This window comes from Micromonospora sp. WMMA1947 (genome assembly GCF_027497355.1).
GTDB lineage: Bacteria > Actinomycetota > Actinomycetes > Mycobacteriales > Micromonosporaceae > Micromonospora.
Map to the genome: position 1 here is coordinate 5,061,296 of NZ_CP114909.1, position 22,612 is coordinate 5,083,907.

General features: G+C 74.9%; 20 protein-coding genes. 11 read left to right on the plus strand and 9 right to left on the minus strand.

Features of this window, described 5'->3' with window-relative positions; genetic code table 11:
• Nucleotides 1-58 precede the first annotated feature (58 nt).
• Nucleotides 59-646, plus strand: coding sequence for a hypothetical protein (locus O7604_RS23950; protein WP_281577852.1), 588 nt, complete (start codon nucleotides 59-61; stop codon nucleotides 644-646).
• Here O7604_RS23950 and O7604_RS23955 read toward each other — a convergent pair.
• The gene (locus O7604_RS23955; RefSeq protein ID WP_281577853.1) at nucleotides 643-1,500 is read right to left on the minus strand and encodes an MBL fold metallo-hydrolase; all 858 of its coding nucleotides are present in this window, start codon (nucleotides 1,498-1,500) and stop codon (nucleotides 643-645) included. The genes O7604_RS23950 and O7604_RS23955 overlap by 4 nt on opposite strands.
• Nucleotides 1,501-1,529: 29 nt before the next feature.
• Nucleotides 1,530-2,453, minus strand: coding sequence for a TerC family protein (locus O7604_RS23960; RefSeq protein WP_269706177.1), 924 nt, complete (start codon nucleotides 2,451-2,453; stop codon nucleotides 1,530-1,532).
• A 221-nt stretch (nucleotides 2,454-2,674) separates the two neighbouring features.
• On the opposite strand from O7604_RS23960, the gene O7604_RS23965 reads away from it, so the two are divergent.
• The gene (locus tag O7604_RS23965) at nucleotides 2,675-3,451 is read left to right on the plus strand and encodes a class I SAM-dependent methyltransferase (RefSeq protein ID WP_281577854.1); all 777 of its coding nucleotides are present in this window, start codon (nucleotides 2,675-2,677) and stop codon (nucleotides 3,449-3,451) included.
• Entirely contained in the window at nucleotides 3,448-4,014 is a 567-nt protein-coding gene (locus O7604_RS23970) for a maleylpyruvate isomerase N-terminal domain-containing protein (protein WP_281577855.1), read from the plus strand. The genes O7604_RS23965 and O7604_RS23970 overlap by 4 nt, the downstream gene beginning before the upstream one ends.
• Before the next feature lie 6 nt (nucleotides 4,015-4,020).
• On the opposite strand, the gene O7604_RS23975 is transcribed toward O7604_RS23970, so the two are convergent.
• Nucleotides 4,021-4,491 carry a DUF1992 domain-containing protein gene (locus tag O7604_RS23975; protein WP_269706182.1) on the minus strand — a complete coding sequence of 157 codons (471 nt, stop codon included), beginning with the start codon at nucleotides 4,489-4,491 and terminating at the stop codon, nucleotides 4,021-4,023.
• Nucleotides 4,492-4,623: 132 nt separating this feature from the next.
• On the opposite strand from O7604_RS23975, the gene O7604_RS23980 reads away from it, so the two are divergent.
• Nucleotides 4,624-4,749, plus strand: coding sequence for a hypothetical protein (locus O7604_RS23980; RefSeq protein ID WP_281577856.1), 126 nt, complete (start codon nucleotides 4,624-4,626; stop codon nucleotides 4,747-4,749).
• A 24-nt stretch (nucleotides 4,750-4,773) separates the two neighbouring features.
• Here the strand turns inward: O7604_RS23980 and O7604_RS23985 are convergent, their stop codons facing one another.
• Nucleotides 4,774-5,310 (minus strand): GNAT family N-acetyltransferase, encoded by a 537-nt coding sequence (locus tag O7604_RS23985; RefSeq protein ID WP_281577857.1) that lies wholly within the window; start codon nucleotides 5,308-5,310, stop codon nucleotides 4,774-4,776.
• A gap of 222 nt (nucleotides 5,311-5,532) precedes the next feature.
• On the opposite strand from O7604_RS23985, the gene O7604_RS23990 reads away from it, so the two are divergent.
• Nucleotides 5,533-6,183, plus strand: a complete 651-nt coding sequence (locus O7604_RS23990) for a LysE family translocator (protein ID WP_269706188.1) — start codon at nucleotides 5,533-5,535, stop codon at nucleotides 6,181-6,183.
• A 48-nt stretch (nucleotides 6,184-6,231) separates the two neighbouring features.
• Here the strand turns inward: O7604_RS23990 and O7604_RS23995 are convergent, their stop codons facing one another.
• The gene (locus O7604_RS23995; RefSeq protein WP_269706190.1) at nucleotides 6,232-8,226 is read right to left on the minus strand and encodes a beta-galactosidase; all 1,995 of its coding nucleotides are present in this window, start codon (nucleotides 8,224-8,226) and stop codon (nucleotides 6,232-6,234) included.
• 115 nt (nucleotides 8,227-8,341) lie between these two features.
• Between O7604_RS23995 and O7604_RS24000 the strand changes: the two genes are divergently transcribed.
• The 5 genes from O7604_RS24000 (at nucleotide 8,342) to O7604_RS24020 (ending at nucleotide 17,789) form a co-directional block, all read left to right on the plus strand.
• Nucleotides 8,342-10,705 (plus strand): TIM-barrel domain-containing protein, encoded by a 2,364-nt coding sequence (locus tag O7604_RS24000; protein ID WP_269706192.1) that lies wholly within the window; start codon nucleotides 8,342-8,344, stop codon nucleotides 10,703-10,705.
• Nucleotides 10,706-10,753: 48 nt separating this feature from the next.
• Entirely contained in the window at nucleotides 10,754-11,950 is a 1,197-nt protein-coding gene (locus tag O7604_RS24005; RefSeq protein WP_269706194.1) for an ROK family transcriptional regulator, read from the plus strand.
• Nucleotides 11,951-12,190: 240 nt separating this feature from the next.
• On the plus strand, nucleotides 12,191-14,599 hold the full coding sequence (locus tag O7604_RS24010; protein WP_281577858.1) for a glycoside hydrolase family 3 C-terminal domain-containing protein: 2,409 nt from the start codon (nucleotides 12,191-12,193) through the stop codon (nucleotides 14,597-14,599).
• Entirely contained in the window at nucleotides 14,596-15,615 is a 1,020-nt protein-coding gene (locus O7604_RS24015) for a LacI family DNA-binding transcriptional regulator (RefSeq protein WP_281577859.1), read from the plus strand. Before O7604_RS24010 ends, O7604_RS24015 begins: the two co-directional genes overlap by 4 nt.
• A complete protein-coding gene (locus O7604_RS24020) occupies nucleotides 15,612-17,789 on the plus strand; it encodes a glycoside hydrolase family 95 protein (protein WP_281577860.1) in 2,178 nt (725 codons plus the stop codon). The genes O7604_RS24015 and O7604_RS24020 overlap by 4 nt, the downstream gene beginning before the upstream one ends.
• On the opposite strand, the gene O7604_RS24025 is transcribed toward O7604_RS24020, so the two are convergent.
• Genes O7604_RS24025 through O7604_RS24040 form a run of 4 tightly spaced genes read right to left on the minus strand, consistent with a single transcriptional unit; the run spans nucleotide 17,786 to nucleotide 21,178 of the window.
• On the minus strand, nucleotides 17,786-18,295 hold the full coding sequence (locus O7604_RS24025; RefSeq protein WP_281577861.1) for an NUDIX domain-containing protein: 510 nt from the start codon (nucleotides 18,293-18,295) through the stop codon (nucleotides 17,786-17,788). The genes O7604_RS24020 and O7604_RS24025 overlap by 4 nt on opposite strands.
• A gap of 10 nt (nucleotides 18,296-18,305) precedes the next feature.
• Nucleotides 18,306-19,163, minus strand: coding sequence for an SDR family NAD(P)-dependent oxidoreductase (locus O7604_RS24030; protein WP_281577862.1), 858 nt, complete (start codon nucleotides 19,161-19,163; stop codon nucleotides 18,306-18,308).
• The gene (locus tag O7604_RS24035) at nucleotides 19,160-20,467 is read right to left on the minus strand and encodes an NAD(P)-binding domain-containing protein (RefSeq protein WP_281577863.1); all 1,308 of its coding nucleotides are present in this window, start codon (nucleotides 20,465-20,467) and stop codon (nucleotides 19,160-19,162) included. The genes O7604_RS24030 and O7604_RS24035 overlap by 4 nt, the downstream gene beginning before the upstream one ends.
• Before the next feature lie 54 nt (nucleotides 20,468-20,521).
• On the minus strand, nucleotides 20,522-21,178 hold the full coding sequence (locus O7604_RS24040) for a TetR/AcrR family transcriptional regulator (protein WP_348651012.1): 657 nt from the start codon (nucleotides 21,176-21,178) through the stop codon (nucleotides 20,522-20,524).
• Nucleotides 21,179-21,257: 79 nt separating this feature from the next.
• On the opposite strand from O7604_RS24040, the gene O7604_RS24045 reads away from it, so the two are divergent.
• Complete coding sequence (locus O7604_RS24045; protein ID WP_269706207.1) at nucleotides 21,258-22,610, plus strand: MFS transporter; 1,353 nt, start codon at nucleotides 21,258-21,260, stop codon at nucleotides 22,608-22,610.
• Nucleotides 22,611-22,612 lie beyond the last annotated feature (2 nt).

Consider the following 22,612-nt stretch of genomic DNA (forward strand, 5'->3'; position numbering starts at 1 on the left):
CAATAATCTACGTCCGGTGCGGGGTTGCCTCGGCGCTGATGTTTGGAAGGATCGAGGCGTGCGAGCCGCGAGCCGGAGACGAGGTCACGTCGCCGTGACCACCTGCCTGCTGATCGCGGCGGCCGGCTGCACGAGCGAGAACGATGCGCGGCGACCCGAACCTGCCGTGTCCGGCTCCGTCGCCCCGGCCACGCCGCTGCCGCCACTGCCGGACGGCGGGCAGCGCCTGCGGTGCGCCGACGCGGTCACCACGACACCGGCTCCCGGTGAGCACTACCGCGTCGTGGCCGACGCCGTGACGGTGCCGTCGACTGTGGTGCAACCCAACGCGTCGTCCGAGGCACCAGGTCCGACGCGTCTCTTCGCCAAATGGGGCCTGCACGTACGGGCCGGAGCGGCGGTGGAGGTGCGGGTGGCGCCCGGCTGGGAGGACCGCGCCCGCATCGGGTGGGGCCCGGGTGCCGTCCCGACGACCACGGTGCAGGTCGAGGCGTGCCCGGCCACGAGCGCGTCGGCCGCATGGTCGGTCTACACGGGCGGCACCTGGGTGGCGAAGCCGGCGTGCGTACAGCTGGTGATCCAGTCTCGGGGACGGCAGGCCGAGGTGCGCCTCGCGGTAGGCGCCGCGTGCGACGGGGGCACCTAGCGTACGAACGGTCTGATGACCTCGAAGGGCTCCGGGAACCGTACGGTGATGCCGGTCTCCCGGCTCTTGCGGTCGAGAAACGCCCTGGCCACGGCGAACCTGTCGAAGAACCTCGGCAGCGGCCGCAGCCCACGGTCCAGGGAGACGAAGAAGTCGTCCCAGTGGATCGGCACGATCAGGCCGGGCCGGGTCGCGTCCACGGCGTGCCGCCAGTAGTCGTCCCGGAACCGGTCGGACTGCGCGCCCAGTGCGCCGATCGCGAGGTAGAGGACGTCGACGTCGAGCCCGTCGAACGCGTGCGGTACGACGTTGGCGCTCGGGTGGATCAGCAGCGAGCCGTCGGGGTGGGTGACGAGGAAGGAGAAGCATCCGCCGTCGCGGTATCTGCTCGCCCTGACCGGGGGGACGAGCGGCTTCGCGATCGTGCCCGGGAACCGGTTGCCCGGGCTGTGAACGCCGCCGAGTACGCGGACGGTGAACGCGCCGACGCTGTACTCGTCCCCGTCCTCGATCCGCGTCATCGACTCCTCGCCGAGGCCCGCGCCGCGTCCGACGTTCAAGGTCGACTCGGAGCCGAACAGTCTGCCGCCGAGATGCTTGACGACCTCGGGGGCGTCCATGACGTGGTCGTAGTGGGAGTGGGCGACGAAGAGCGCGTCGAGACGTTTCAATCCGGCCCGGGCAAGGGTGCTGGTGATCCGGCCGAGGTCGGGGGCGATGCGGCCGAACGCGACGCGGAGCAGGGAGGGCCTGCTCAGGAAGCCGTCGATCAGGATTTCCGACGTGCCGTCGGACAGCCAGACGGTCGAGGTGCCGAAGAAGACGACCTCCACAGATGCCCCGCCGGAGCCCACGCGCAGATGGTAGTGCGCGGGATCTCGGGCTACCGGGTGCCACCACGGGTGCTGCGCAGGCTCCACCCGATCGACACCGCGATCGTCGCCACGATCACGCCGAGGGTCACCGGGATCGGCAGCTTGCCGACCGGCGTCTCCGAGAGGATCAACTTCACGCCGGCGAAGGCGAGCAGCACGGCCAGGCCGTAGTGCAGGTGCACGAAGCGGCGCAGGAGCCCGGCGAGGCAGAAGTAGAGGCTGCGCAGGCCGAGGATGGCGAACGCGTTGGCGGTCCAGACGATGAACGTGCTGGTGGTGATGGCGAGGATCGCGGCGACGCTGTCGATCGCGAAGATCAGATCGGTCGCCTCCACGGCGATCAGAACCACGAACAGCAGAGTCGCGACCCGCCTGCCGGCAACCCGGGTGAAGAACCGGTCACCGTGGAAGGCCGGGTCGGTCGGAACGACCCGGCGGACCAGCCGGACGACGGGGTTGCGGTCCGGCGGGGTCTGCTCGTCGTGGCGGAACGCCATCTTGTAGCCGGTCCAGACGAGGAACGCGCCGAACACGTACGCGGTCCAGAAGAACGTCTCGAGCAGCTCGGCGCCGACGAAGATGAAGACCAGCCGGAAGGCCAGGGCACCGATGACACCCCAGAACAGCACCTTGTGCTGCAACGCGGCGGGCACGGCGAAGGAGGTGAAGATCAGGGCGAAGACGAAGACGTTGTCGATCGACAGTGCCTTCTCGATCAGGTAGCCGGCGTAGTACGTGCCGGCCACGTCACCGCCCTGCCAGGCCCACAGGACGACGCCGAAGAGCAGGCCGGCGGCGATCCAGATGCCGGACCACACGGCGGCCTCACGGAAACCGATGACGTGGTTGTCGCGGTGCAGGAACAGGTCGACGGCGAGCATCGCCGCGATCGCCAGCATGAGGAGGGCCCAGATCCACCAGGACACGGACATCGCGAAGAGACCTCTCGCCCGGCCGGCGGATGCCGGCGCTGCTGGACGAAGGTCTCCCCGGGCCGCTCGCAGCAGCGGCTGCATCGCCGGGATCCGGATGGGCCGGGCCCGTACTGACGGCGGTGCGTGGGTCGTCGGGTACTCCCCCTCGAACTACGATCCAGTATTCACGAAGCGCTGTTCGTACGTCAAGGGACACGTCCCGTCGCTAGGGTGACCGGATGGACGAAGACGCACGACGTCGGCACTCCTCGTCGTTCGGCGCGGCGGCCACCGCGTACGCCGAACACCGCCCCGACTACGCGCGGGCCGCCCTGCGGTGGGCGCTCGAGCCCGCGCCCGGCGCGCGCGTGCTCGACCTCGGCGCGGGCACCGGCAAGCTCACCGCCACGCTGGCCGAGGTGACCGACGACGTCACGGCCGTGGAGCCGGACCCGGCGATGCTCGCCGAGCTCCGCCGCACCCTGCCGGGCGTACGGGCGCTTCCCGGCAGCGCCGAGGCGATTCCGCTGCCGGACGCCTCCGTCGACGCCGTGGTCGCCGGCAACGCCATGCACTGGTTCGACATGGCGGTGGCCGGGCCGGAGATCGCCCGGGTCCTCTCCCCCGCCGGTGTCCTGGCCGGGCTGTGGAACGTGGTGGACGACCGGGTCGACTGGGTGGCGGGGCTCGCGACGGTCAGTGGCAGCGCCGCCATCGGTCCCCGGGACACGCGCGCGAGCTGGCGCGCCGCGACGGCGACCATGCACCTGCCGAAGACGGGCGAGGCACGGTTCGACTCGCCCGAGCAGGCGGAGTTCCCGCACGGGCAGCGCCGTACCGCCGACTCGCTCGTGGCGACGCTGGCCACCCGGGCCGGGATGCTGGTCATGCCGGAGCGGGAGCGCGCGGCGGCGCTCGACCGCATCCGCGCGTACCTGGCGAGCCGGCCGGAGACGGCCGACGGGGAGTTCACGCTGCCGATGCTCACCTGCGTGCTGCGGGTGCGGCGCCGGTGAACGGCGCGGATGTCCGGTCCGCCGCCGCCGTGATGACCGCCGTGCTGCGGCCCGCCGCCGACCGCGACTGGACGGTACGCGCGGGAGACCTGGACTGGTCCTGCTGGACCACGGCCGCGCACATCGCGCACGACCTGGTCGCGTACGCCGGTCAGGTGTCCGGCCGGCCCGACGGCGGCTACCTCCCGTTCGACCTGCGGGTACGCGCCGACGCCGCGCCCGCCGAGGTGCTCACCGTCGCGGCGGCCGCGGCCGGGATGCTCGCCGCCACGATCGACGCCGCCGATCCGGAGGACCGGGCGTGGCACTTCGGCCCGTGCGATCCGGGCGGGTTCGCCGCGATGGGCGTGGCCGAGATCCTGCTGCACACCGACGACCTGACCCGGGGGCTCGGCCTGGACTGGTCACCGCCCGCCGGGCTGTGCGCCGAGGTGGTGCGCCGGTTGTTCCCCGACGCGCCGGACGGCGACCCGGCGCCGGTGCTGCGGTGGCTGACCGGCCGCGCGCCGCTGGGCGACCGGCCGCGACGGACCGCGTGGACCTGGCAGGCGGCGCGTCCCTGAGCGCTCTCAGCGGCGCCACCAGCGCCGACGACGGCGCGGGCGGGCTGACGTGGCGCGCTGCGGCTCCGGCGCCGTGACGACCGGCGCGGCGCGTTCCCGGTCGGCGCGCCAGCGGCGTACCGCCTCCTCGACGTTGACCGGGCGGACCACCACGCGTGGCCCGGTCGGGGTACGCAGCCAGGCCACCACCTCGGTGTTGAGTGCGGCCACGTACGAGCGGACGGCGTCCTCGGTGGGCAGGTCGCGCAGCTCGGCCGGAAGCTGTTCGATGCGGCGGCGCAGCTGCAACGGTGTGGGCAGCAGCAGGTCGGACGGGATCTGCTCGCGCTCCATGAAGCTGCGGATCCACCAGCCCTCGTCGTAGGGCATGTCGCGCCCCGGGATGGGCTTGCCCGCGCCCGGCAGGTTGTCGAACTCGCCGCGTTCCTGGGCCGAGCGGATCTGCGCCTCGACCGCGGCCTCCCAGCCTGTCGTCACCGCCGTCACCTCCCGTACCCACGATAACCGCCACCGTCCGACAAGAGTCAGCGTCGCGCGGGGCCGGGCTGTTCCCGGGCGCCGGGCGGGGCCGCCGCGTAGCGTGCCCCGGGTACGGAAAGGGGTGTCGGCGTGCGCGACTGGCTCATCGGTCTCGGGGTGGCGACGGTCGGTCTGATCGTGAGCTGGGCGGTGCTGGTGCTGCTCGACGCGTGGCCGGGTGAGCCACGGCTGCTGCTGCGTCTGCTCGGCTCCTGACCGCGGCCGCGGGCCGGCCCCGGGTCAGGCCAGGTGCCGGACGTGACGGTGGCCGTCCCGGGGGAAGGGCGCGCGGGCCGGCAGCACCTCGGCGAAGGCGTACCCGCTCTTCTCCGCCACCCGGCAGGAGGCCGGATTGTCGACCTGGTGCAGCAGCTCCAGGTGGGTCAGCCCGGCGGCGGCGAACCGGGCGAACGCCCACGCGGTGACCGCCTCCACCGCTCGCGGCGCGACGCCACGGCCGCGCGCCGGCGCGGCCGTCCAGTAGCCGACCTCGGCGGCCGGGCGGCCCGGGCGGACGTCCTTGAGCACGACGCAGGCCGCCACCCGATCCTCCTCCAGCACCGCGAACATGAACCGGTGCCCGGCGGCCCACCCCTGGTGGCTGCGGCGCAGGAACAGCCGCGCCTGCGCCGGGCCGGTCACCGGATGCCTGGTCCAGGCCCGCAGCACCGGATCCCGGTACGCCTCGATCAGCGCGTCGGCGTCGCCGTCGCGCCACGGGCGCAGCAGCAGGGCGGGCGCGGTCGCGGTGGCCGGCGCGGACAGCACGATCGACATGCGACAAGTATCACCGCCACCGCGTCCGACGCCGACCCCTGCGGCGCCCCGAGCGCCCGCCGCAGCCTCCGGCGATCATGAAGTTGACTGCTGTCGGCGACCGATTTGTCGCCGCCAACCTCATGATCGCCGGGGAACAAAGGGGGGCGGGGACAAAGCGGGAGCGGGGCGGGGGTGCGTGGGCGTAGGGTCCGGTGCACGGGCGGGGAACGGGGAGGCAGCGTGGTCACTGTCGGTGCGGTGATGGGAATCGGCCTGGTGGCGCTCGGTCTGGTGCTCACGCCCGGGCCGAACATGGTCTACCTGGTGTCCCGGTCGGTGACCCAGGGCCGGCGGGCCGGGCTGGTGTCGCTGCTCGGTGTGGCGGCCGGTTTCCTGGTCTACCTGACCGCAGCGGTGGCCGGCATCGCCACCGTGTTCGTGCTGGTCCCGCCGCTGTACACGGCGGTGAAGCTGGCCGGTGCGGCGTACCTGCTGTGGCTGGCCTGGCGGACGCTGCGCCCCGGTGGCACGTCGGCGTTCACCCCGACGCCGCTGCCGCCGGACCGGCCCCGGCGCCTGTTCACCATGGGGCTGGTCACCAACCTGCTCAACCCGAAGATCGCCATCCTGTACGTGTCGCTGCTGCCGCAGTTCGTCGACCCGGCGCGCGGGCACGTCGCGGTGCAGAGCCTGCTGCTCGGCCTGACCCAGATCGTCGTCGCGCTCACCGTGAACGCGCTGATCGTGCTCAGCGCCGGCTCGGTGTCGGCGTTCCTCACCCGCCGCCCGGGCTGGGCGCGTCTGCAGCGCTGGGTGATGGGCACCGTGCTGGCGGCGCTCGCGGTGCGGATCGCCGCCGACCGCTCCCGCGCCGCCGTCGCCACCCCCTGACCGGGGTACGCGCCACGCCGTCAGCCCGCTACCGCCTCCGGGGCGGTGTCACGGGACCTCCTCGCGTACCACCGCCACGCCACCCGGCGCCACCGTCACCACGCCGTCGACCGTCGCGCCGGTGAGCATCTCGCACCCCGCGGCCGGCACCCGCTGCGGTTCGTCGGTGTGGTTGAGCAGGTAGAGCAGGCCGTCGTCGCGGCGTACCGCCTCGACACCCGGCGGCGCGCCCGGACAGGTGGGTGTCACACCCGCGAGCCCTGTTGCCTCGGTGAGCAGGTGCCGGTACGTGTCGTCGTCGAGGCGGGTGGAGACGTACCAGGCGTACGCGTCGCCGACGCGGTGCCGGGTGATCGCGGGCCGCCCGTCCAGCACTCCCCCGGCGTACGCGCTGACGGTCTCGGCGCCGGCCGGGTGCACCGTCTCCGACCAGATCCGGCCGGTCCCGCCGCCGCTCAGCGGCACGTGTTCGTCGTCGGCGAGGGGGTGGAACTCCTCCACCCGCACGCCGAGCAGGTCCCGGTACGCGCCCGGGTAGCCGCCGAGGCGTACCCGGCCGTGCTCGTCGGCGACGCCGCTGAGCCAGGTCACCAGCAGGTGCCCGCCGGCGTGGACGTGCCGGCGTACCCAGTCGACTGTGGCGTCCGACGCCAGGTAGAGAGCGGGGAGCACGAGCAGCCGGCAACCGTCGAGCGGGGCGCCGGGCGGCACCACGTCGGCGGTGACGTCCGCGTGCCAGAGGGCCCGGTGGGCGGCGGCCGCCTCGCCGGGGTGGTCGAGCCCGTCGCGGGGCATCCCCGGGTGCCGCAACGCCCAGCCGCTCGCCGCGTCGTACGCGATGGCCACCGCCGCCTCGACGCGGCCCGGCGCGGTCCCGGCGAGCCGGGCCAGCGCGGCGCCCAGGTCGGCGGCCTCGCGGAACACGCGGGTGTCCGCGCCGGCGTGCGACACCACCGCGGAGTGGAAGCGTTCCGCGCCGCCGGCCGGGGCGCGCCACTGGAAGAACATCACCCCGGCGGAGCCGCGTGCGACGTGGGCAAGGCTGTGCCGGGTCATCCGGCCGGGCTCCTTGGTGTGCATCCGCCCGGCGGTGTGGATCTGGTTGGGGGCGCTCTCCATCAGCAGCCACGGCCGCCCGGTGCCGTGACGGGCCCAGCCACGGGCGAGGTCGGCGGCGAACGCGGTCTGCTCCTCCGCGCCGGCACCGGTCGCGGACGGGTAGTGGTCGACCGCGACCAGGTCGACCTCGCGCGCCCAGCGGGCGTGGTCGACGGGCACCCAGTCGCCGAGCACGTAGTTGGTGGTGACCGGCAGCGCCGGGTTCGCCGCGCGCAGCAGGTCCCGCTGCTCGGTGTACGCGGACAGCAGCGTGTCGGACCAGAAGCGGCGGAAGTCGAGCAGCTGGCCGGGGTTGGCGAGATATTGCGTGGCGCGGGGCGTGCCGATCTGCGCCCAGCCGGAGTAGTGCTGGCTCCAGAAGCTGGTGACCCAGGCGTCGTTGAGCGCGTCGAGGTCGCCGTACCGGGTGGCCAGCCAGCGGCGGAACGCCGCCTCGGTGTGCGGGCAGTGGCAGGTGGTGCCGTACTCGTTGTGCACGTGCCACAGCGCCAGCGCCGGGTGGTGCGAGTACCGGGCGGCCAGCACCTCGGCGATGCTCCGCGCGGCGTCGCGGTACGCGGGCGCGGCGGCGCAGTAGGTGTCGCGGCTGCCGTGGGTCAGGCGGACGCCGTCGGCGGTGACCGGCAGCGCGTCCGGGTGGCGCAGCGAGAACCACGGCGGCGGCGACGCGGTGGGGGTGGCCAGGGCGGCCCGGATGCCGGCCGAGTGCAGCAGGTCCAGCACGCGGTCGAGCCAGTCGAGCGTGTACCGGCCGGGCGAGGGTTCCAGCCGGGACCAGGCGAACACCCCGACCGTGACGAGGTTGACCCCGGCGGCGCGCATCAGGGCGACGTCCTCGCGCCACACCTCGGGCGGCCACTGTTCCGGGTTCCAGTCCCCGCCGTAGCAGAGCGGACCGTCGTCCCACGGCGCTTTAGTTGTCATCCCGGCCAAAATAGGAACAGGTGAGAAGGAAAGTCAATGGCGTCGATCATTGACAGTTAGTTGGGCTTCCAAAGAAACTGGCGGGACCGCCCGTGGACGCCGCGAGGAGACGCCCATGCCGTACCGCCCGCCGCTGGTCCCGTACGAGACGTTCGTGGCCGACCCGCCCGACCTGCCGGTCCGCGCCCCCGGCGAGGAGGGCGCCGACGACGTGCTGCGGGCCACTGTGGCCGGGACCGACGCGCACGGGGTCACGCTCACCGCGACCTGCGCGTCCGGCCGCACGCTCGTCGCGCGCATCGAGGCCGCCGGGGACGGGATCATCCGGGTACGCCTCGCCGACGACCTCTCGGTCCGCAGCCGGTCCGCAGCCGCGCTGACGCTGGTCCACCCGCAACCGCACCCGGCCACCGTGACCGTCGACGGCACGCACGTGCGCGTCGGTGCCGGCGGCGTGGTCGCCGAGGTGCGCCTGGACCCGTGGGAGCTGTGCTTCCGCACCCCGGACGGGCGGCTGCTGCTCGCCTCCGACGCCGGTACCCGGGACATCAGCGGCCGGCGCCGGACGCTGCCGCTGGGCCGCTCCACAGTCGACGGCGAGCCGGTCGCCTGGCACGAGAGCTTCGTGGCGCCGGGCGACGAACGGTTCGCCGGCTTCGGTGAGAAGTTCACGCCGCTGGACAAGCGCGGCCAGCGGCCGCTGATGTGGAACTTCGACGCCTTCGGCGGGGAGTCCGACCGGTCGCACAAGAACGTGCCGTTCTACCTGTCCGACCGGGGCTACGGCGTGCTTGTCGACAGCGGGCTGCCGGTGCAGTTCGACGTGTGCGCGAGCACCCACAGCAGCGTGCAGATCCTCGTCCCGGACGACCTGCTCGACTACTACGTGCTCGCCGGACCCGCCCCGGAGCGGGTCCTCGACCGGCTCGACGCGCTGACCGGGCGGCCGTACCTGCCGCCGCGGTGGGCGTTCGGCGCGTGGATCTCGTCCGGCTTCTTCCCGGACAGCCAGCAGCGGGTGCTGGAGCGGGCCCGGCGCCTCCGCGAGCGGTACGTCCCCTGCGACGTGCTGCACCTGGATTGCTACTGGCAGGTCGCCGGGCACTGGTCGGACCTGCGCTGGGACACCGACGCCTTCCCCGACCCGGACGGCATGCTCAAGGACCTCACCGAGCAGGGCTTCCGGGTGTGCCTGTGGATGAACCCGTACCTGATGACCGGCAGCCCGCTCTACGCCGAGGCCGAGGCCGCCGGGTTCTTCCTGCGGCACCCCGACGGCGGCACGTACGTCGCCGACACCTGGCACGGCAGCTACCCGGCGGGCGCCATCGTGGACCTCACCAACCCGGCCGCGGTGCGCTGGTTCCAGGGCCTGCTGCGGCCGCTGCTGGCGCAGGGCGTCGCGGTGTTCAAGACCGACTTCGCCGAGGGCGTACCCGCCGACGCGCTCGCCCACAACGGCATGACCGGCGTGGAACTGCACAACGTGTACGCGCTGCTGTTCAACGACGCGGTCGCCGACGTCACCGAGGAGGTGGCCGGGCACCGCACCGTGTGGGCGCGCTCGTCGTACCTGGGCGGGCAGCGGCACAGCGCCCAGTGGAGCGGCGACGTCAACGCCACCTGGCCCGGCATGGCCAGCACGCTGCGCGGCGGCCTGTCCCACGGGCTGTCCGGGGTGCCGTTCTGGAGCCACGACACCGGCGGCTTCCACGGCACGCCCGAGCCGGACCTGTATGTGCGCTGGACCCAGTTCGGCGCGCTGTCCCCGCTGGTGCGGCTGCACGGCACCACCAGCCGCCTGCCGTGGGAGTTCCCGCCCGAGGCGGAACGGCACGCGGTGGACGCGTTGCGGCTGCGCTACCGGCTGCTGCCGTACCTCTGGTCGGCGGCCGTGGCGAGCGCCCGCACCGGCGGCCCGATGATGCGGGCGCTGCTCGTCGACACCCCGGACGACCCGGTCGCCTGGACCACCGACCTGCAGTACCGCCTCGGCCCCGATCTGCTGGTGGCGCCGGTGCTCGACCCCTCCGGCGAACGCGCCGTGTACCTGCCGGTGGGCGACGACTGGCTGGACGCGTACACCGGGCAGCGGCACCCCGGCGGCCGGCACCTGCGGGTGAGCGTGCCGCTGGACCGGCTCCCGCTGTACGTGCGCCACGGCGCGCTGATCCCCACGGTGGCGCCCGCGGCGACGGCCGGGACCGGCCCGTTCCGGGACGTGACGCTGGTGGCCTGGGGCGGCGTCGACGGCGTGAGCGTGGTGCGGGACCCCGACGGCGACACCACGATCACCGCCGTGCGCGACGGCGACACGCTGCGCGTCCGGGTGGACGGGCCGCTCGACGTACGGCAGGTGAGCGTGGTCGGGACGGACCCGCCGCGCCGGGTGGTGCTCGACGGCGAGCCGATCCCGGTCACGCCGTTCGCGCCGTGGTTCCCGGGCCGGGCCCACCCGGCCGGAATCGCGCCTATTTAGTTTAAGCTGTAGCCGAACCCACGGCCGGGCGCAGGAGGCGGGCAGTACGTGATCAGCATCGACCGGCCGACGGCCGACCTCGGCGACGTGCGGGTGACCAACCGGGCCGCGGTGCTCCGGCACGTGCGCCGGCACGCCCCCTGCTCCCGGGCCGACGTCGCCGCGCGCACCGGGCTGAACAAGGCCACCGTCTCCAGCCTGGTCGCCGAGCTGATCGAGCACGGCCTGCTGCGTGAGACCGGGCTGACCGAGAACCGCGTCGGCCGCCCGGCCACCATGCTCGTCCTCGACGGCTCCCGCTACGTCGGGCTCGGCCTGCGCGTCGGCGCGGACGAAATGGTCGCGGTCGCCGCCGGCCTCGGCGGCGACCCGGTGCTCACCTGGCGGCGCGCATTCCCCGCCGCCACCGCCGGCCCCGAGGAGACGGTGAAGGCGCTCGTCGCGCTGGTCCGGCGCGCCGTCACCCGGGTCGGCGCGGACCGCACGGTGCTGGGCCTGACCGTGGCCGTGCCGGGGCTGGTGAACCCCGACGGCGACGTGCCGGTTGCCCCCGCGCTGGGCTGGCGCGGCGTGCCGCTGGCCGCGTCGGTGCGCCGCGCGCTGCGCGACCCCGGCTTCCCGGTCGCCGTCGACACCGAGGCCAACCTCGCCGTGCTGGCCGAGCGGCGGCACGGTCCGTACGCCGCCACGGCCGACCTGATCCACCTGACCGGTGGCCCGTCGATCGGTGCGGGCCTGATCAGCGGCGGCCGGCTGCTGCGCGGCGGCCGGGGCTTCGCGGGCGAGATCGGGCACCTGCCCCTCGCCGCGGACGGCCCGCCCTGCGACTGCGGGCGGCGCGGCTGCCTCACCGCGCTGCTCGGCGTGGACGCGGTGATCGGCCGCCTGCTACCCGGCGACGGGCCGGTCACCGACCACCTGCCGGAGATCGAACGGATCCAGGCCCTGGCCCGAGCCGGCGAGGAGCCGGTACGGACCGGGCTGACCGAGATCGGCCGGCTGCTCGGGCAGGCCGTGTCGGTCCTGTCCGGACTGCTCGACCCGGAGGTGGTGGTGGTCGGCGGGCACCTGGCGGCGCTCGCGCCGTGGCTGCTGCCGGCCGCCCACGCCGAACTCGCCGCCCGCACACCGGTCCCGCCCGGGGTGCGGCTGGAGGCCAGCACGCTCGGCTCGGCCGCCGGTGCGCTGGGCGGCGCCACCGCCGCACTCGCCACAGTGGAGGCGGGACGCCTGCCCGCCGGATGACCCCTTGACCGCACCCGCCGGAAGGTGTCAACCTCGGTAGCGCCGCGTTCCGGGACCGGGCAACCTGCGAAGCGGCGTGTTTTTCGGCGGTTGTCGAAGCGCTTCACCACCGCTCCGGGCCGACACCGCCGACCCCACCACCACCCCTTTTTCGCGTACGCGTCGCCGCATCACCGGCTCGTCCGTCGAAGCGCTTCGACGGACGAGCGGCGGCCCGAACGCCGACCGGAGGCGCCCGCCATGACCGACCCCGTCCCCCACCGTCTCGACGACCTGCTGGCCCGGCTCACCCTCCCGGAGAAGCTCGGCCTGCTGCACCAGTGGCAGGCACCGGTGCCGCGGCTCGGCCTGCGCGCCTTCCGCACCGGCACCGAGGCGCTGCACGGCGTCGCGTGGCTCGGCACCGCCACCGTCTTCCCGCAGGCGATCGGTCTCGCCGCGAGCTGGAACCCGGATCTCATCCGGGCGGTCGGTGCCGCCGTCGGCGACGAGGTGCGGGTCAAACACCGGGCCGACCCGGACCGCGTCGGCCTCAACGTGTGGGCGCCGGTGGTCAACCCGCTGCGCGACCCCCGATGGGGACGCAACGAGGAGGGCTGGTCCGAGGACCCGTGGCTGACCGGCGAGCTGGCCACCGCGTACGCGCTCGGGTTGCGCGGCGACCACCCGATCCGGCTGCGCACCGCGCCGACGCTCAAGCACTTCCTCGGCTACAACAACGAGACCGACCGGGCCACCACCTCCAGCGACCTGCCGCCGCGGGTGCTGCACGAGTACGAGCTGCCGGCGTTCCGCGCCCCGCTGGCCGCCGGCGCGGCGGTGGCCGTGATGGCGTCGTACAACCTGGTCGACGGCGTACCGGCGCACCTGAGCCCGCTGATCGAGGGCGAGCTGCGCGGCTACGCCGACGACGAGATCATGGTGGTCGGCGACGCCGGAGCGGTCGGCAACATCGCCGGAGTGCAGGAGTACCTGCCCGACCACGTGGCCGGCTTCGCCGCCGCGCTGCGCGCCGGGATCGACAGCTTCACCGAGGACGAAGAGGACAGCACCCCCACAGTGGAGCGTCTCACCGAGGCGTTGGCGCGCGGGCTGATCGAGCCCTCCCACGTGGACCGGGCGGTGCGGCGGATCCTGTCCGTCCGGTCCCGCCTGGGCGACCTGGACCCCGATCCCCACGACGACGTACCGCCCCACACCCTCGACAGCCTCGCCCACCGCGAACTCGCCCGCGAGGCCGCCCGCCAGTCGGTCGTGCTGCTGCGCAACGACGGCCTGCTGCCGCTGCGCCCCGGCACCCGCGTCGCGGTGCTCGGCCCGCTCGCCGACGCCGTGCTCACCGACTGGTACAGCGGCACCCCGCCGTACACGATCAGCGCGTACGCCGGGCTGCTCGGACGGCTGCCCGAGGTGACCACCCACCCCGGCACGGACCGGATCACGCTGCACGCCGGCGACCGCGCGGTACGCCTCGACGGCGACGGCCCGCTGGCGCTCGGCGACACCGCGACCGAGTTCGAGGTGGTCGACTGGGGGCAGGACGTGGTGGCGCTGCGCGCCGTGGACACCGGCCGGTACGTCGGCGCCGACGACACCGGTGCCCTGGTGGCCGACCGCGACGGACCGGGCGGCTGGGTGGTCCACGAGACGTTCCGCCTGCACCACCGGCCCGACGGCTCCGCGCTGCTGCACCACCTGGCCACCGGACGGCACGTCGGCGTCACACCGGACGGACGGCTGAGCGTCGCCACCGGCGACCCGGCCGCGTTCACCGTGACGCTCCTCGCCGACGGGGCCGCCGACGCCGCCGCGCTCGCCGCCGCCGCCGACGTGGCCGTGGTGGTGCTCGGCAACCACCCGATGGTCAACGGCCGGGAGACCGAGGACCGCGCCGACCTGGCGCTGCCCACCGGCCAGGCGGAGCTGCTGCGGGCCGTGCACGCCGCGAACCCGCGTACCGTGCTGGCGCTGACCAGCAGCTACCCGTACGCGGCCGGCTGGGCGCAGGAGCACCTGCCGGCGGTGCTGTGGAGCGCCCACGGTGGACAGGAACACGGCAACGGGCTGGCGGACGTGCTGCTCGGCGCCGCCGACCCGGGCGGGCGGCTCACCCAGACCTGGTACGCCGACGCCGCCGAACTGCCCGACCTGCTCGACTACGACGTCATCGGCGCCGACACCACCTACCTCTACCACCGGGGTGAGCCGCTGTACCCGTTCGGGCACGGGCTCAGCTACGCCGAGTTCGACTACGCTGACCTTCGGTTTAGCACCGCCGCGGCGCGTGCCGGCGAGGAGGTGGAGGTGAGCGTCGAGGTCACCAACACGGGCCGCCGCCCGGGCACCGAGGTCGTGCAGCTCTACACCCGGCAGCGGCGCTCCCGGGTCAAGCAGCCGCTGCGGCAGTTGCGCGACTTCGCCCGCGTCACGCTCGACCCGGGCTGCGCCGCCCGGGTGACGCTGTGCCTGCGTACCGCCGACCTGGCCTGGTGGGACGAGACCAGGGCCGCGATGGTGGTGGAGGACGCGGTCCACTCGGTGCTGGTCGGCCGGTCCGCGCGGGACATCCGGCTGGCCGGCGCGCTGACGGTGACCGGTGGCGACGCGACCGCCGAGCCGGCGGGCTCCCGCTCCGGGGCGGCCCGGTGAACGGGCGGACCCCCGGTGAGCAGGTCACCATCGCCGACGTGGCCCGGCACGCCGGGGTGGCGGCCAGCACGGTGTCGTACGTGCTGAGCGGCAAACGCACCATCTCGGCCACCACCCGCGTGCGGGTGCTCGCCAGCGTCCGCGCGCTGGGCTACCACCCGCACGCCGGGGCCCGCGCGCTGGCCAGCCGCAAGGCGAACGTGATCGCGCTGGTGCTGCCGCTGCGTACCGGCATGCAGGTGCCGGTGGTGATGCGCTTCGCCACCGCCGTGGTCACCACCGCCCGCCGCTACGACCACGACGTGCTGCTGGTCACCGCCGACGAGGGCCCGGCCGGGCTGCACCGCATCGCCGGCAGCGCGCTCGTCGACGGCGTGCTGCTGATGGACGTGGAGCTGGAGGACTCCCGGGTGCCGCTGCTGCGGGAGCTGGCGCTACCCGGCGTCCTGATCGGGCACCCCGCCGACAGCACCGGGCTGGCCTGCGTGGACCTCGACTTCCGGCGCGCCGGTGAGCTGTGCGTGGAACACCTGGCCGCCGCCGGGCACCGGCGGATCGCGCTGCTCGGCGCGCCCGCCGCGGTCTACGACCGGGGCACCGGGTTCGCCCACCGCACCCGCGCCGGGGTACGCGCCGCCGCCGAGCGGCTCGGCGTCGACGCGGTGACCCGGCCTTGCGAGGAGGGACCGGCTGCGGTGCGCCGCGACCTGGAGGCGCTGCTCGCCGACCACCCGGACGTCACCGGGCTGGTGGTGCAGAACGAGTCGGCGGTCGGGCCGGTGCTCGCCACGCTGCCGCTGCTGGGCCGCCGGGTGCCCCGCGACGTGTCGGTGGTCGCGATCTGCCCGGACGAGCTGGCCGAGCAGTCCGGGCTCACCTGCGTACCGGTGCCCGCCGAGGAGGTCGGCCGGCAGGCGGTGGCGCTGCTGATGCGGCGGTTGAGCGGCGAGGCGGTGCCGGAGGTGACGCTGCTGGAACCGCACCTCACCGTGCGGGACACCAGCGCCGGCCGGTGACGGCGCACCGCATCCACGACACCGCCCCGGCCGCCGACTGGACCGACGCGTTCCTCACCGGCAACGGTGAGCTGGGCCTGATGGTCCACGGGCAGCCGTACGCCGAGCGGATCGTGGTCAATCATCACCGGCTCGTCCTGCCCAACGGCACCCGGGACGCCCGCGCGCCCGAGCTGGCCGGCCGGATGCCGCACATCCGCGCGCTGGTGCTCGCCGGACGCCGCGCCGAGGCCGCCCGGCTGCTCACCGGCGGCCGGGAGCTGGAGTGGACCCAGTCGTTCCACCCCGGGTACGCGCTGACCGTCGACGCGCCGCCCGGCCCGGTACGCGACTACCGGCGCCACACCGACTTCACCACCGGGGAGGTGACCGTCGAGTGGTCGGGCGGGCGGCGGCGCTGCTTCGCCTCCCGCGCCGACGGTGTCGCGGTGCTGCACCTCGACCAGGGCGACTGCGTCGTCGGGGCGACGGGTGAGCTACCCGGCAAACCGGCCGACGTGGTGTACGAGCAGGCCGCGTACGGCCGTGACGGTCTGGTGTTCCTGCGGGTCCGTGCCCGCTACCCGGCTGCCGGCGGGGCGTACGGGTTCGAAGGGCTCACGCTGCTGCGCGGCGACGTGAGCGTCGACGGCGACCGGGTACGCGTACGCGGACCGGCGCTGCTCACCACGCTCGTCGACCGGCCCGACGCGCCGCCCTGGCGGACCCGGGCATCGGAGCAGCGGCTCGCCGCGGCGGCCGGGGACTACGACGCGCTGCTGGCCCGGCACGTGCCGCGCCATCGCGGCCCGTACACCCGGGTCGGCCTGGACCTCGGCGTGCCCGCCGCCGACCGGGCGCTACCAGTGGGTGAGCTGCTGGCCCGGCAGGCCGCCGCGCCGGACCGGCTGGACCCGGCGCTGCTGGAACGGCTGTTCCACTCCGGCCGGTACCTGCTGTTCAGCGCCAGCGGGGTGCTGCCGCCCCGGCTGACCGGGCTCTGGCTGGGCTCCTGGAACGCCGCGTGGGCCGGTGACTTCACCACCGACGCGAACCTGAACCTGCAACTCGCCGGCGCGAACGTGGGCGCGCTGCCGGAGGTGACGGCCGCGCACGCCCGGCTGGTCGCCGCGCAGGTGGACCACTGGCGCGCCAACGCCCGGGCCGTGTACGGGGCGCGCGGGCTGCTCGCGCCCAGCCGCACCGACGGCGAGCACGGGCACCTGTTCCACGTACACCCCGACTGGCCGTTCACCGCGTGGCTCGCCGGCGCGGACTGGCTGCTGCATCCGCTGCACGAACACCACCTGGTCACCGGTGAGCCGCTGGGTGAGGTGGCCGGCTGGCTGGCCGAGGTGGCGGACTTCTTCGCCGACGTGCTGACCGATGTGGACGGGCAGCCGACGCTGGTGCCGTCGTACTCGCCGGAGACCGGCCCGTACGACGACACCGGCCGGACCGCGCCGGTCGCAGTCAACGCCACCATGGACGTCGCCGCCGCCCGGCACGCGCTGCGGCTGGCCGCCGAGGTCACAGGCGAGGACCGGTGGGCCGGGGTGCGGCCGCCCGGCTACCTGGTCGACGGGCGCGGCGCGCTCGCCGAGTGGGCGTGGCCCGGCAGCACCGGCGACGAGGACCACAGGCACGTCAGCCACCTGTATCCGGTGTGGCCGCTGCACGAGATCGATCCGGACGACACACCGGAGCTGGCCGCCGCCGCGCACCGGGCGCTGACGCTGCGCGGCGACGAGAACATGTCCGCACACGGCAGCCTGCACCGGGCGCTCGCGGCGGCGCGGCTGCGCGACGGCGACCTGGTCGCGGCGAACCTGCGCAAGATCGTCGGCGCGGACATGTTCTTCCGGTCGCTGATGAGCGCGCACAACCCGGGCCGGAGGACGTACAACGCCGACGCCGCGCACGCGCTGCCGGCGGTGCTGATCGAGTCGCTCGTGCAGTCCCGGCCAGGGACGCTGCGGCTATTGCCCGCGCCGCTGCCGGGCCTGCCCGCCGGGACGCTGCGCGGCGTCACCTGCCGGGGCCGGGTCACCGTCGAGGAGCTGACCTGGGCGCCCGGCCTGATCCGGGCGCGGCTGGTGTCGCCGGTGGCGCAGCGCGTGGTGGTGCACGCGCCCGGCGGCCACCGTGCGGTGGATCTGGCCCCGGACCGGCCGTGCGAGATGGCGTTCGGCTAGAGGTTGTCGGGCTGGCGCAGCGCCGGGTGGCTCTGCCCCGGCGCGGCGTACCAGGGCGGGGCGTCCTCGGTCAGCGCGGTGCCGATCCGCAGCCGCGCCCAGTCGTCCAGGGCGGGCAGCGCGTCCGGGGCGAACCAGGCCACCGCCAGCGACTCGTCGCCGTCGGCGGCCGGCGCCCCGCCGATGGCCCGGCAGCGGAACCAGATGTTCAGGTATTCGCAGGCGTCGCCGTTGGGGTAGACCACCGGGTGGGTGGCGACACCGGCGAGCCGGTCGATCGCCACGGTGACGCCGGTCTCCTCGTGGACCTCGCGCACCAGCGCGTCGGCCGGTTGCTCGCCCGGGTCGACGGTGCCGGCCGGGATCGACCAGCGGCCGTTGTCGCCCCGGCGGGCCAGCAGCACCCGTCCCGCGTCGTCGGTGACCACGCCGCTGACGCCGTACAGCATGAGCAGGTCGTGGCCGACGTGGCGGCGCAGCCGGGCGATGTAGGGCGAGACGGCCATGGCGAGCAGGCTACCGGCGGTCCTGCCGGTGCCGCCGGACCATGCCCTCGGCCAGCGCCGCACCGTCCAGGTCCCCGGCGGCCAACCTGCCGGCGACGGTACGGCGCACCATCCGGTCGGCCAGCGCGGGTGCGTGCCGGGCCAGCGCCAGTTCGATCCGTCCGCGCCGGGTGGTGGCCACGTCCCGTGGTGCGCGCCGGGCCGTGGCGGCGCGCAGGATCGCGGCCACCACCCCCTCGACCGGTTCCGGACGGGACACTCCGTTCAGCGACAGCCCGGCCGCCACGGTGCTGTCGTGGATCGGGGACGCGACCATGCTGGGGTAGACGACGCTGACGCCGACGTGGGTGCCGACCTCGTGGCGCAGCGCGTCGGCGTACGCGACGAGCGCCCGCTTGCTGACCCCGTACGCGGCGGCGAGCGGCAGCGGCAGCACCGCCATCCGGCTGGCCACGAAGATCACCCGCCCGCGGGCCGCCTCCAGGGCCGGCATCGCGGCGGCGGTGGTCCGCCAGGCGGCGAGCAGGTTCACCTCGATCTGGCGGCGTACCACCTCGTCCGGCGGCAGCTCGGCGGGTGCGGGCCCGCCGACACCGGCGTTGTTGACGAGCAGGTCCAGCCCGCCGAGCCGGTCGATCGCGGCGGCCACCGCCGGTGGCGTCGCGGCCGGGTCGGTCAGGTCGACGCCGAGCACCGCAGGGGTGGCATCGGGGTCGGCGTGCAGGTCAAGCCCGACCACGTGGGCGCCGGCGGCGGTGAGCGCGGCGCCCAGATGCTGCCCGAACGTACCCCGGGCACCGGTGACCAGCACCCGCCGTCCGGCCAGAGCGCCTGCTCCGGCGGCCGGGTTCCGGCCTGCCGCGCTCATCGTCCCGCTCCGGCGCGGCGACGGCCGGCGGCCAGTTCGCGGCCCAGCTCGGCCAGGTAGACGTCGAAGTCGACGCGCATGTGCGGGCGGCGCTGCCCCCACCGGGCGGTGGCGGCGCGCAGCTCCTCGCGGCAGGCGGCGGCCTGACGGGCCGGATCCGGTGGCGCCCAGGTGCCGGCCAGCCGCGCGGCCACCAGCCGGGCCTGCGCCTCGACCAGGGGGAACGCCGCGCCGGTGGACTGCATCAGCCCGACGAACGCCAGCCCGGGGGCGTCCAGGTGGAACACGTGCCGGTACAGCGGCAGCCGGTCCGCGCCGTCGCCGAGCAGCGCCGGGTCGAGGAACGGCATCTCGACGCGGTAGCCGGTGCACCAGACGACCAGGTCGACCTCGTCGTGGCGGCCGTCGGTGAACTCGACCCGGTCGCCGTCGAAGCGGGCGATGCCGGGCCGCGCCTGGATGTCGCCGTGGGTGAGCCGGGACAGCAGCGCGTCGGACAGCGTCGGGTGGTCCTGGAGGAAGCCGTGCGCCGGTGCGGGTAGCCCGTACCGGGTGGGCGGCCCGACCGCTGTGGTGATCATGGTCTGGCTGATCCGCTGGCGCAGCCGCCACGGCAGCCGGCGGGCCAGCGCGCCGTTGAGCGTGTCCGACGGGCGGCCCAGCAGGTACTTGGGCACCACCCACACGCCGCGGCGCAACGACAGCAGCGTGCGCGTGGCGGCGTACGAGGCGTCGACGGCGATGTCCATGGCGGAGTTGCCGCCGCCGACGACGAGGACCCGGCGCCCGGCGAGCTGCTCCGGGCCGCGGTAGTCGTGGCTGTGCATCTGCTCGGCGGTGCACTCGCCCGGGTACGGCTCGGGCCGCTTCGGCACCCGGTTGTGCCCGTTGGCGACCACCACCGCCTCGACGTCGACATCGACCGGGCCGTCCGGGCCGGTGGCCCGCACCCGCCAGCCGTCGCCGGTGCGGGTGACCCGCTCGACGGTGTGGCGCAGCCGTACCGCCTCGCGCAGCCCGAACCGGTCGGCGTAGTCGCCGAGGTAGCCCGCGACGCGCGTGTGGTCGGGGTAGTCCGGCCAGTCGGTCGGCATCGGGTGGTCGGCGAACTCGGTACGCCCCTTGCTGGTGTTCAGGTGCAGCGTCCGGTACGCGGGCGAGCCGGGTGCGCCGTACACCCAGAGGCCACCGAGCGTGTCCGCCGTCTCGAACGCGACGGCCGGGACGCCGGCGTCGGCCAGCGCCTTGAGTGTGGCCAGTCCGGCGGCTCCGGCGCCGACGACAGCGACCCTCGGTGTGGCCATACCCGCCCCCTTAATCCAACGACTGATGGATAATCCCCGGAGCGCGGGCCGGCGTCAAGGGCGGGCGTCTCCCGGATCGGCCCGGTACAGCGCGTCGAGGAAGCGGTGTACGAACGCCCGGAACTCGCGCCGCTCCCGGGCACCGGAGCCGGCCCCGGCGGCGAGCGCCACCACGTGCCCGTGCACCGCCCAGACCAGGGAACGCACCGTCACGTGCGGCGTCGGCTCGGTCAGCGCGCCGGCACCGGCCGCGGCCACCAGCAACTCCTCGACCAGCCCGTACAACGGCGCGGCGTAGCGGCGGTCCAGTTCGCCGTGCCGCTGCGGCTCCAGCCAGCGGCGCAGCCACAGCGCGGTCGTCTCCGGCCGGTCCTCCAGGAAGTCGACGAACACGTCCACCAGGTCGTGCAGCGCCCGCAGCGCGTCGCGCGGCCCGGCCGACAGGGCCGTCCGGGCGCGTTCCCCGGCCGCCTCGATGACCTCCCGTTCGGCGCTGAACACGCGGGCGAAGCAGGCGTCGTAGAGCTGCGCCTTGGTGCCGGTGTGGTGCACGACGGTGGCCGCGTCCACTCCGGCGGCGGCGGCGACGTCGCGGACGCTGACCGCGTCGAAGCCCCGCTCGGCGAACAGCGCGGTGGCGGCGGCGAGCACCAGGTCACGGGTCGGCCGCTGGTCGTCGCGGCGGGGCCGGCCCGGCCGGCGGCGAGGCATGGTCATCCGGCCATTGTTCCCCCTACAATCCAGCAACCGTTGGATTGGGGGCGGCGCGCCCCGAGGACAGGAGACCGCCATGACCGGGCTGGATCAGCGCTCCGACGCGGTCACCCTGCCGCGCGGCCCGCTCGTCGGGTTCGCCACCGGCTCACTCGGCATGGGTGTCTGGGTGACAGTGCCCGGCCTGCTGCTGCTCTACTTCCTGACCGACGTGCTGGCGGTCGCGCCGTGGCTCGCCGGGCTCACGCTGCTGCTGCCGAAGATCGCCGACGTGCTGCTGCACCCGTGGATCGGGCACCGCTGCGACGTGGAGCAGGCCCGCCGCGGGCACCGCCGCCGGCTGCTGCTGGCCGGGTGCGCGCTGCCGCTGGCGTTCGCCGCCCTGTTCGCCGTCCCCGGCGGGCTCACCGGCGCCGCCGCGGCCGGCTGGGTGGCGGTGTTCTTCGTCGCCGGCAACCTGCTGTTCGCCGCGTACCAGGTGCCCTACCTGGCGACGCCGGCGGACCTGCGGATCGGCTACCACGAGCGGACCCGGCTGATGGCGTTCCGGATGGTGGTGCTGACGCTCGGCATCCTCGTCTCCGGGCTGCTCGCGCCGCTGCTGGCCGGCGGCGACGACGCCACCCGCGACGGTTACCTGCTGATGGGCGTGGTGCTGGCGGCCGGGATGTTCGCCGCGATGCTGGTCGGTGTCGCCGGGATCGGCCGGTTGCGCCGTACCGCCGCCGACACGGCGCCGCCGCACGGCCCGGGCGGGTGGCGGGCGCTGGCGGCGAGCCTGCGGGACCGGCAGTTCCGCTGGCTGGTCGGCGCGTACCTGGCCATGTCCACCACCACCCACCTGGTGCTCGCCGGTGTGCCCTACTACGCCGAGTACGAACTGGGCCGCCCCGGCCTCACCACGGTGCTGGTGGCCGCGTTCGTCGCACCGGCGCTGCTCGTCACCCCGGGCTGGCTCGCGGTGGCGCGGCGGATCGGCAAGCAACGTGCCCTGCTCGCCGCGCAGGCCGCGTTCGCCGCCGGGTCGCTGGTGCTGGCCGTCGGCCGCCCCGCCGGGCTGCCGGTGCTGGTGGCCGCCGTGGCGGTGCTCGGGGTGGCGTTCGCCGGCATGCAACTGCTGCCGTTCTCGATGCTGCCCGACGTGATCCGCGCGGCCGGCGGCACCGAGCGGGCCGGCACGTACACCGGGGTGTGGACCGCCACCGAGGCCACCGGCGCGGCGCTGGGCCCCTACGCGTACGCGCTGTGCCTCGCCGCCGGCGGGTTCGTGGCCTCGACCGCCGGGCAGAGCGTGACCCAGTCCCCGGCCGCGCTGGACGCGCTGCGCTACGGCTTCGGGCTGCTGCCCGCCGCCGTGATGGTGGTCGCGGTGCTGCTGCAGCGCCGCTACACCCTCGACGGCACGGCCCGCGTGGACGCCGCCGGATAGAC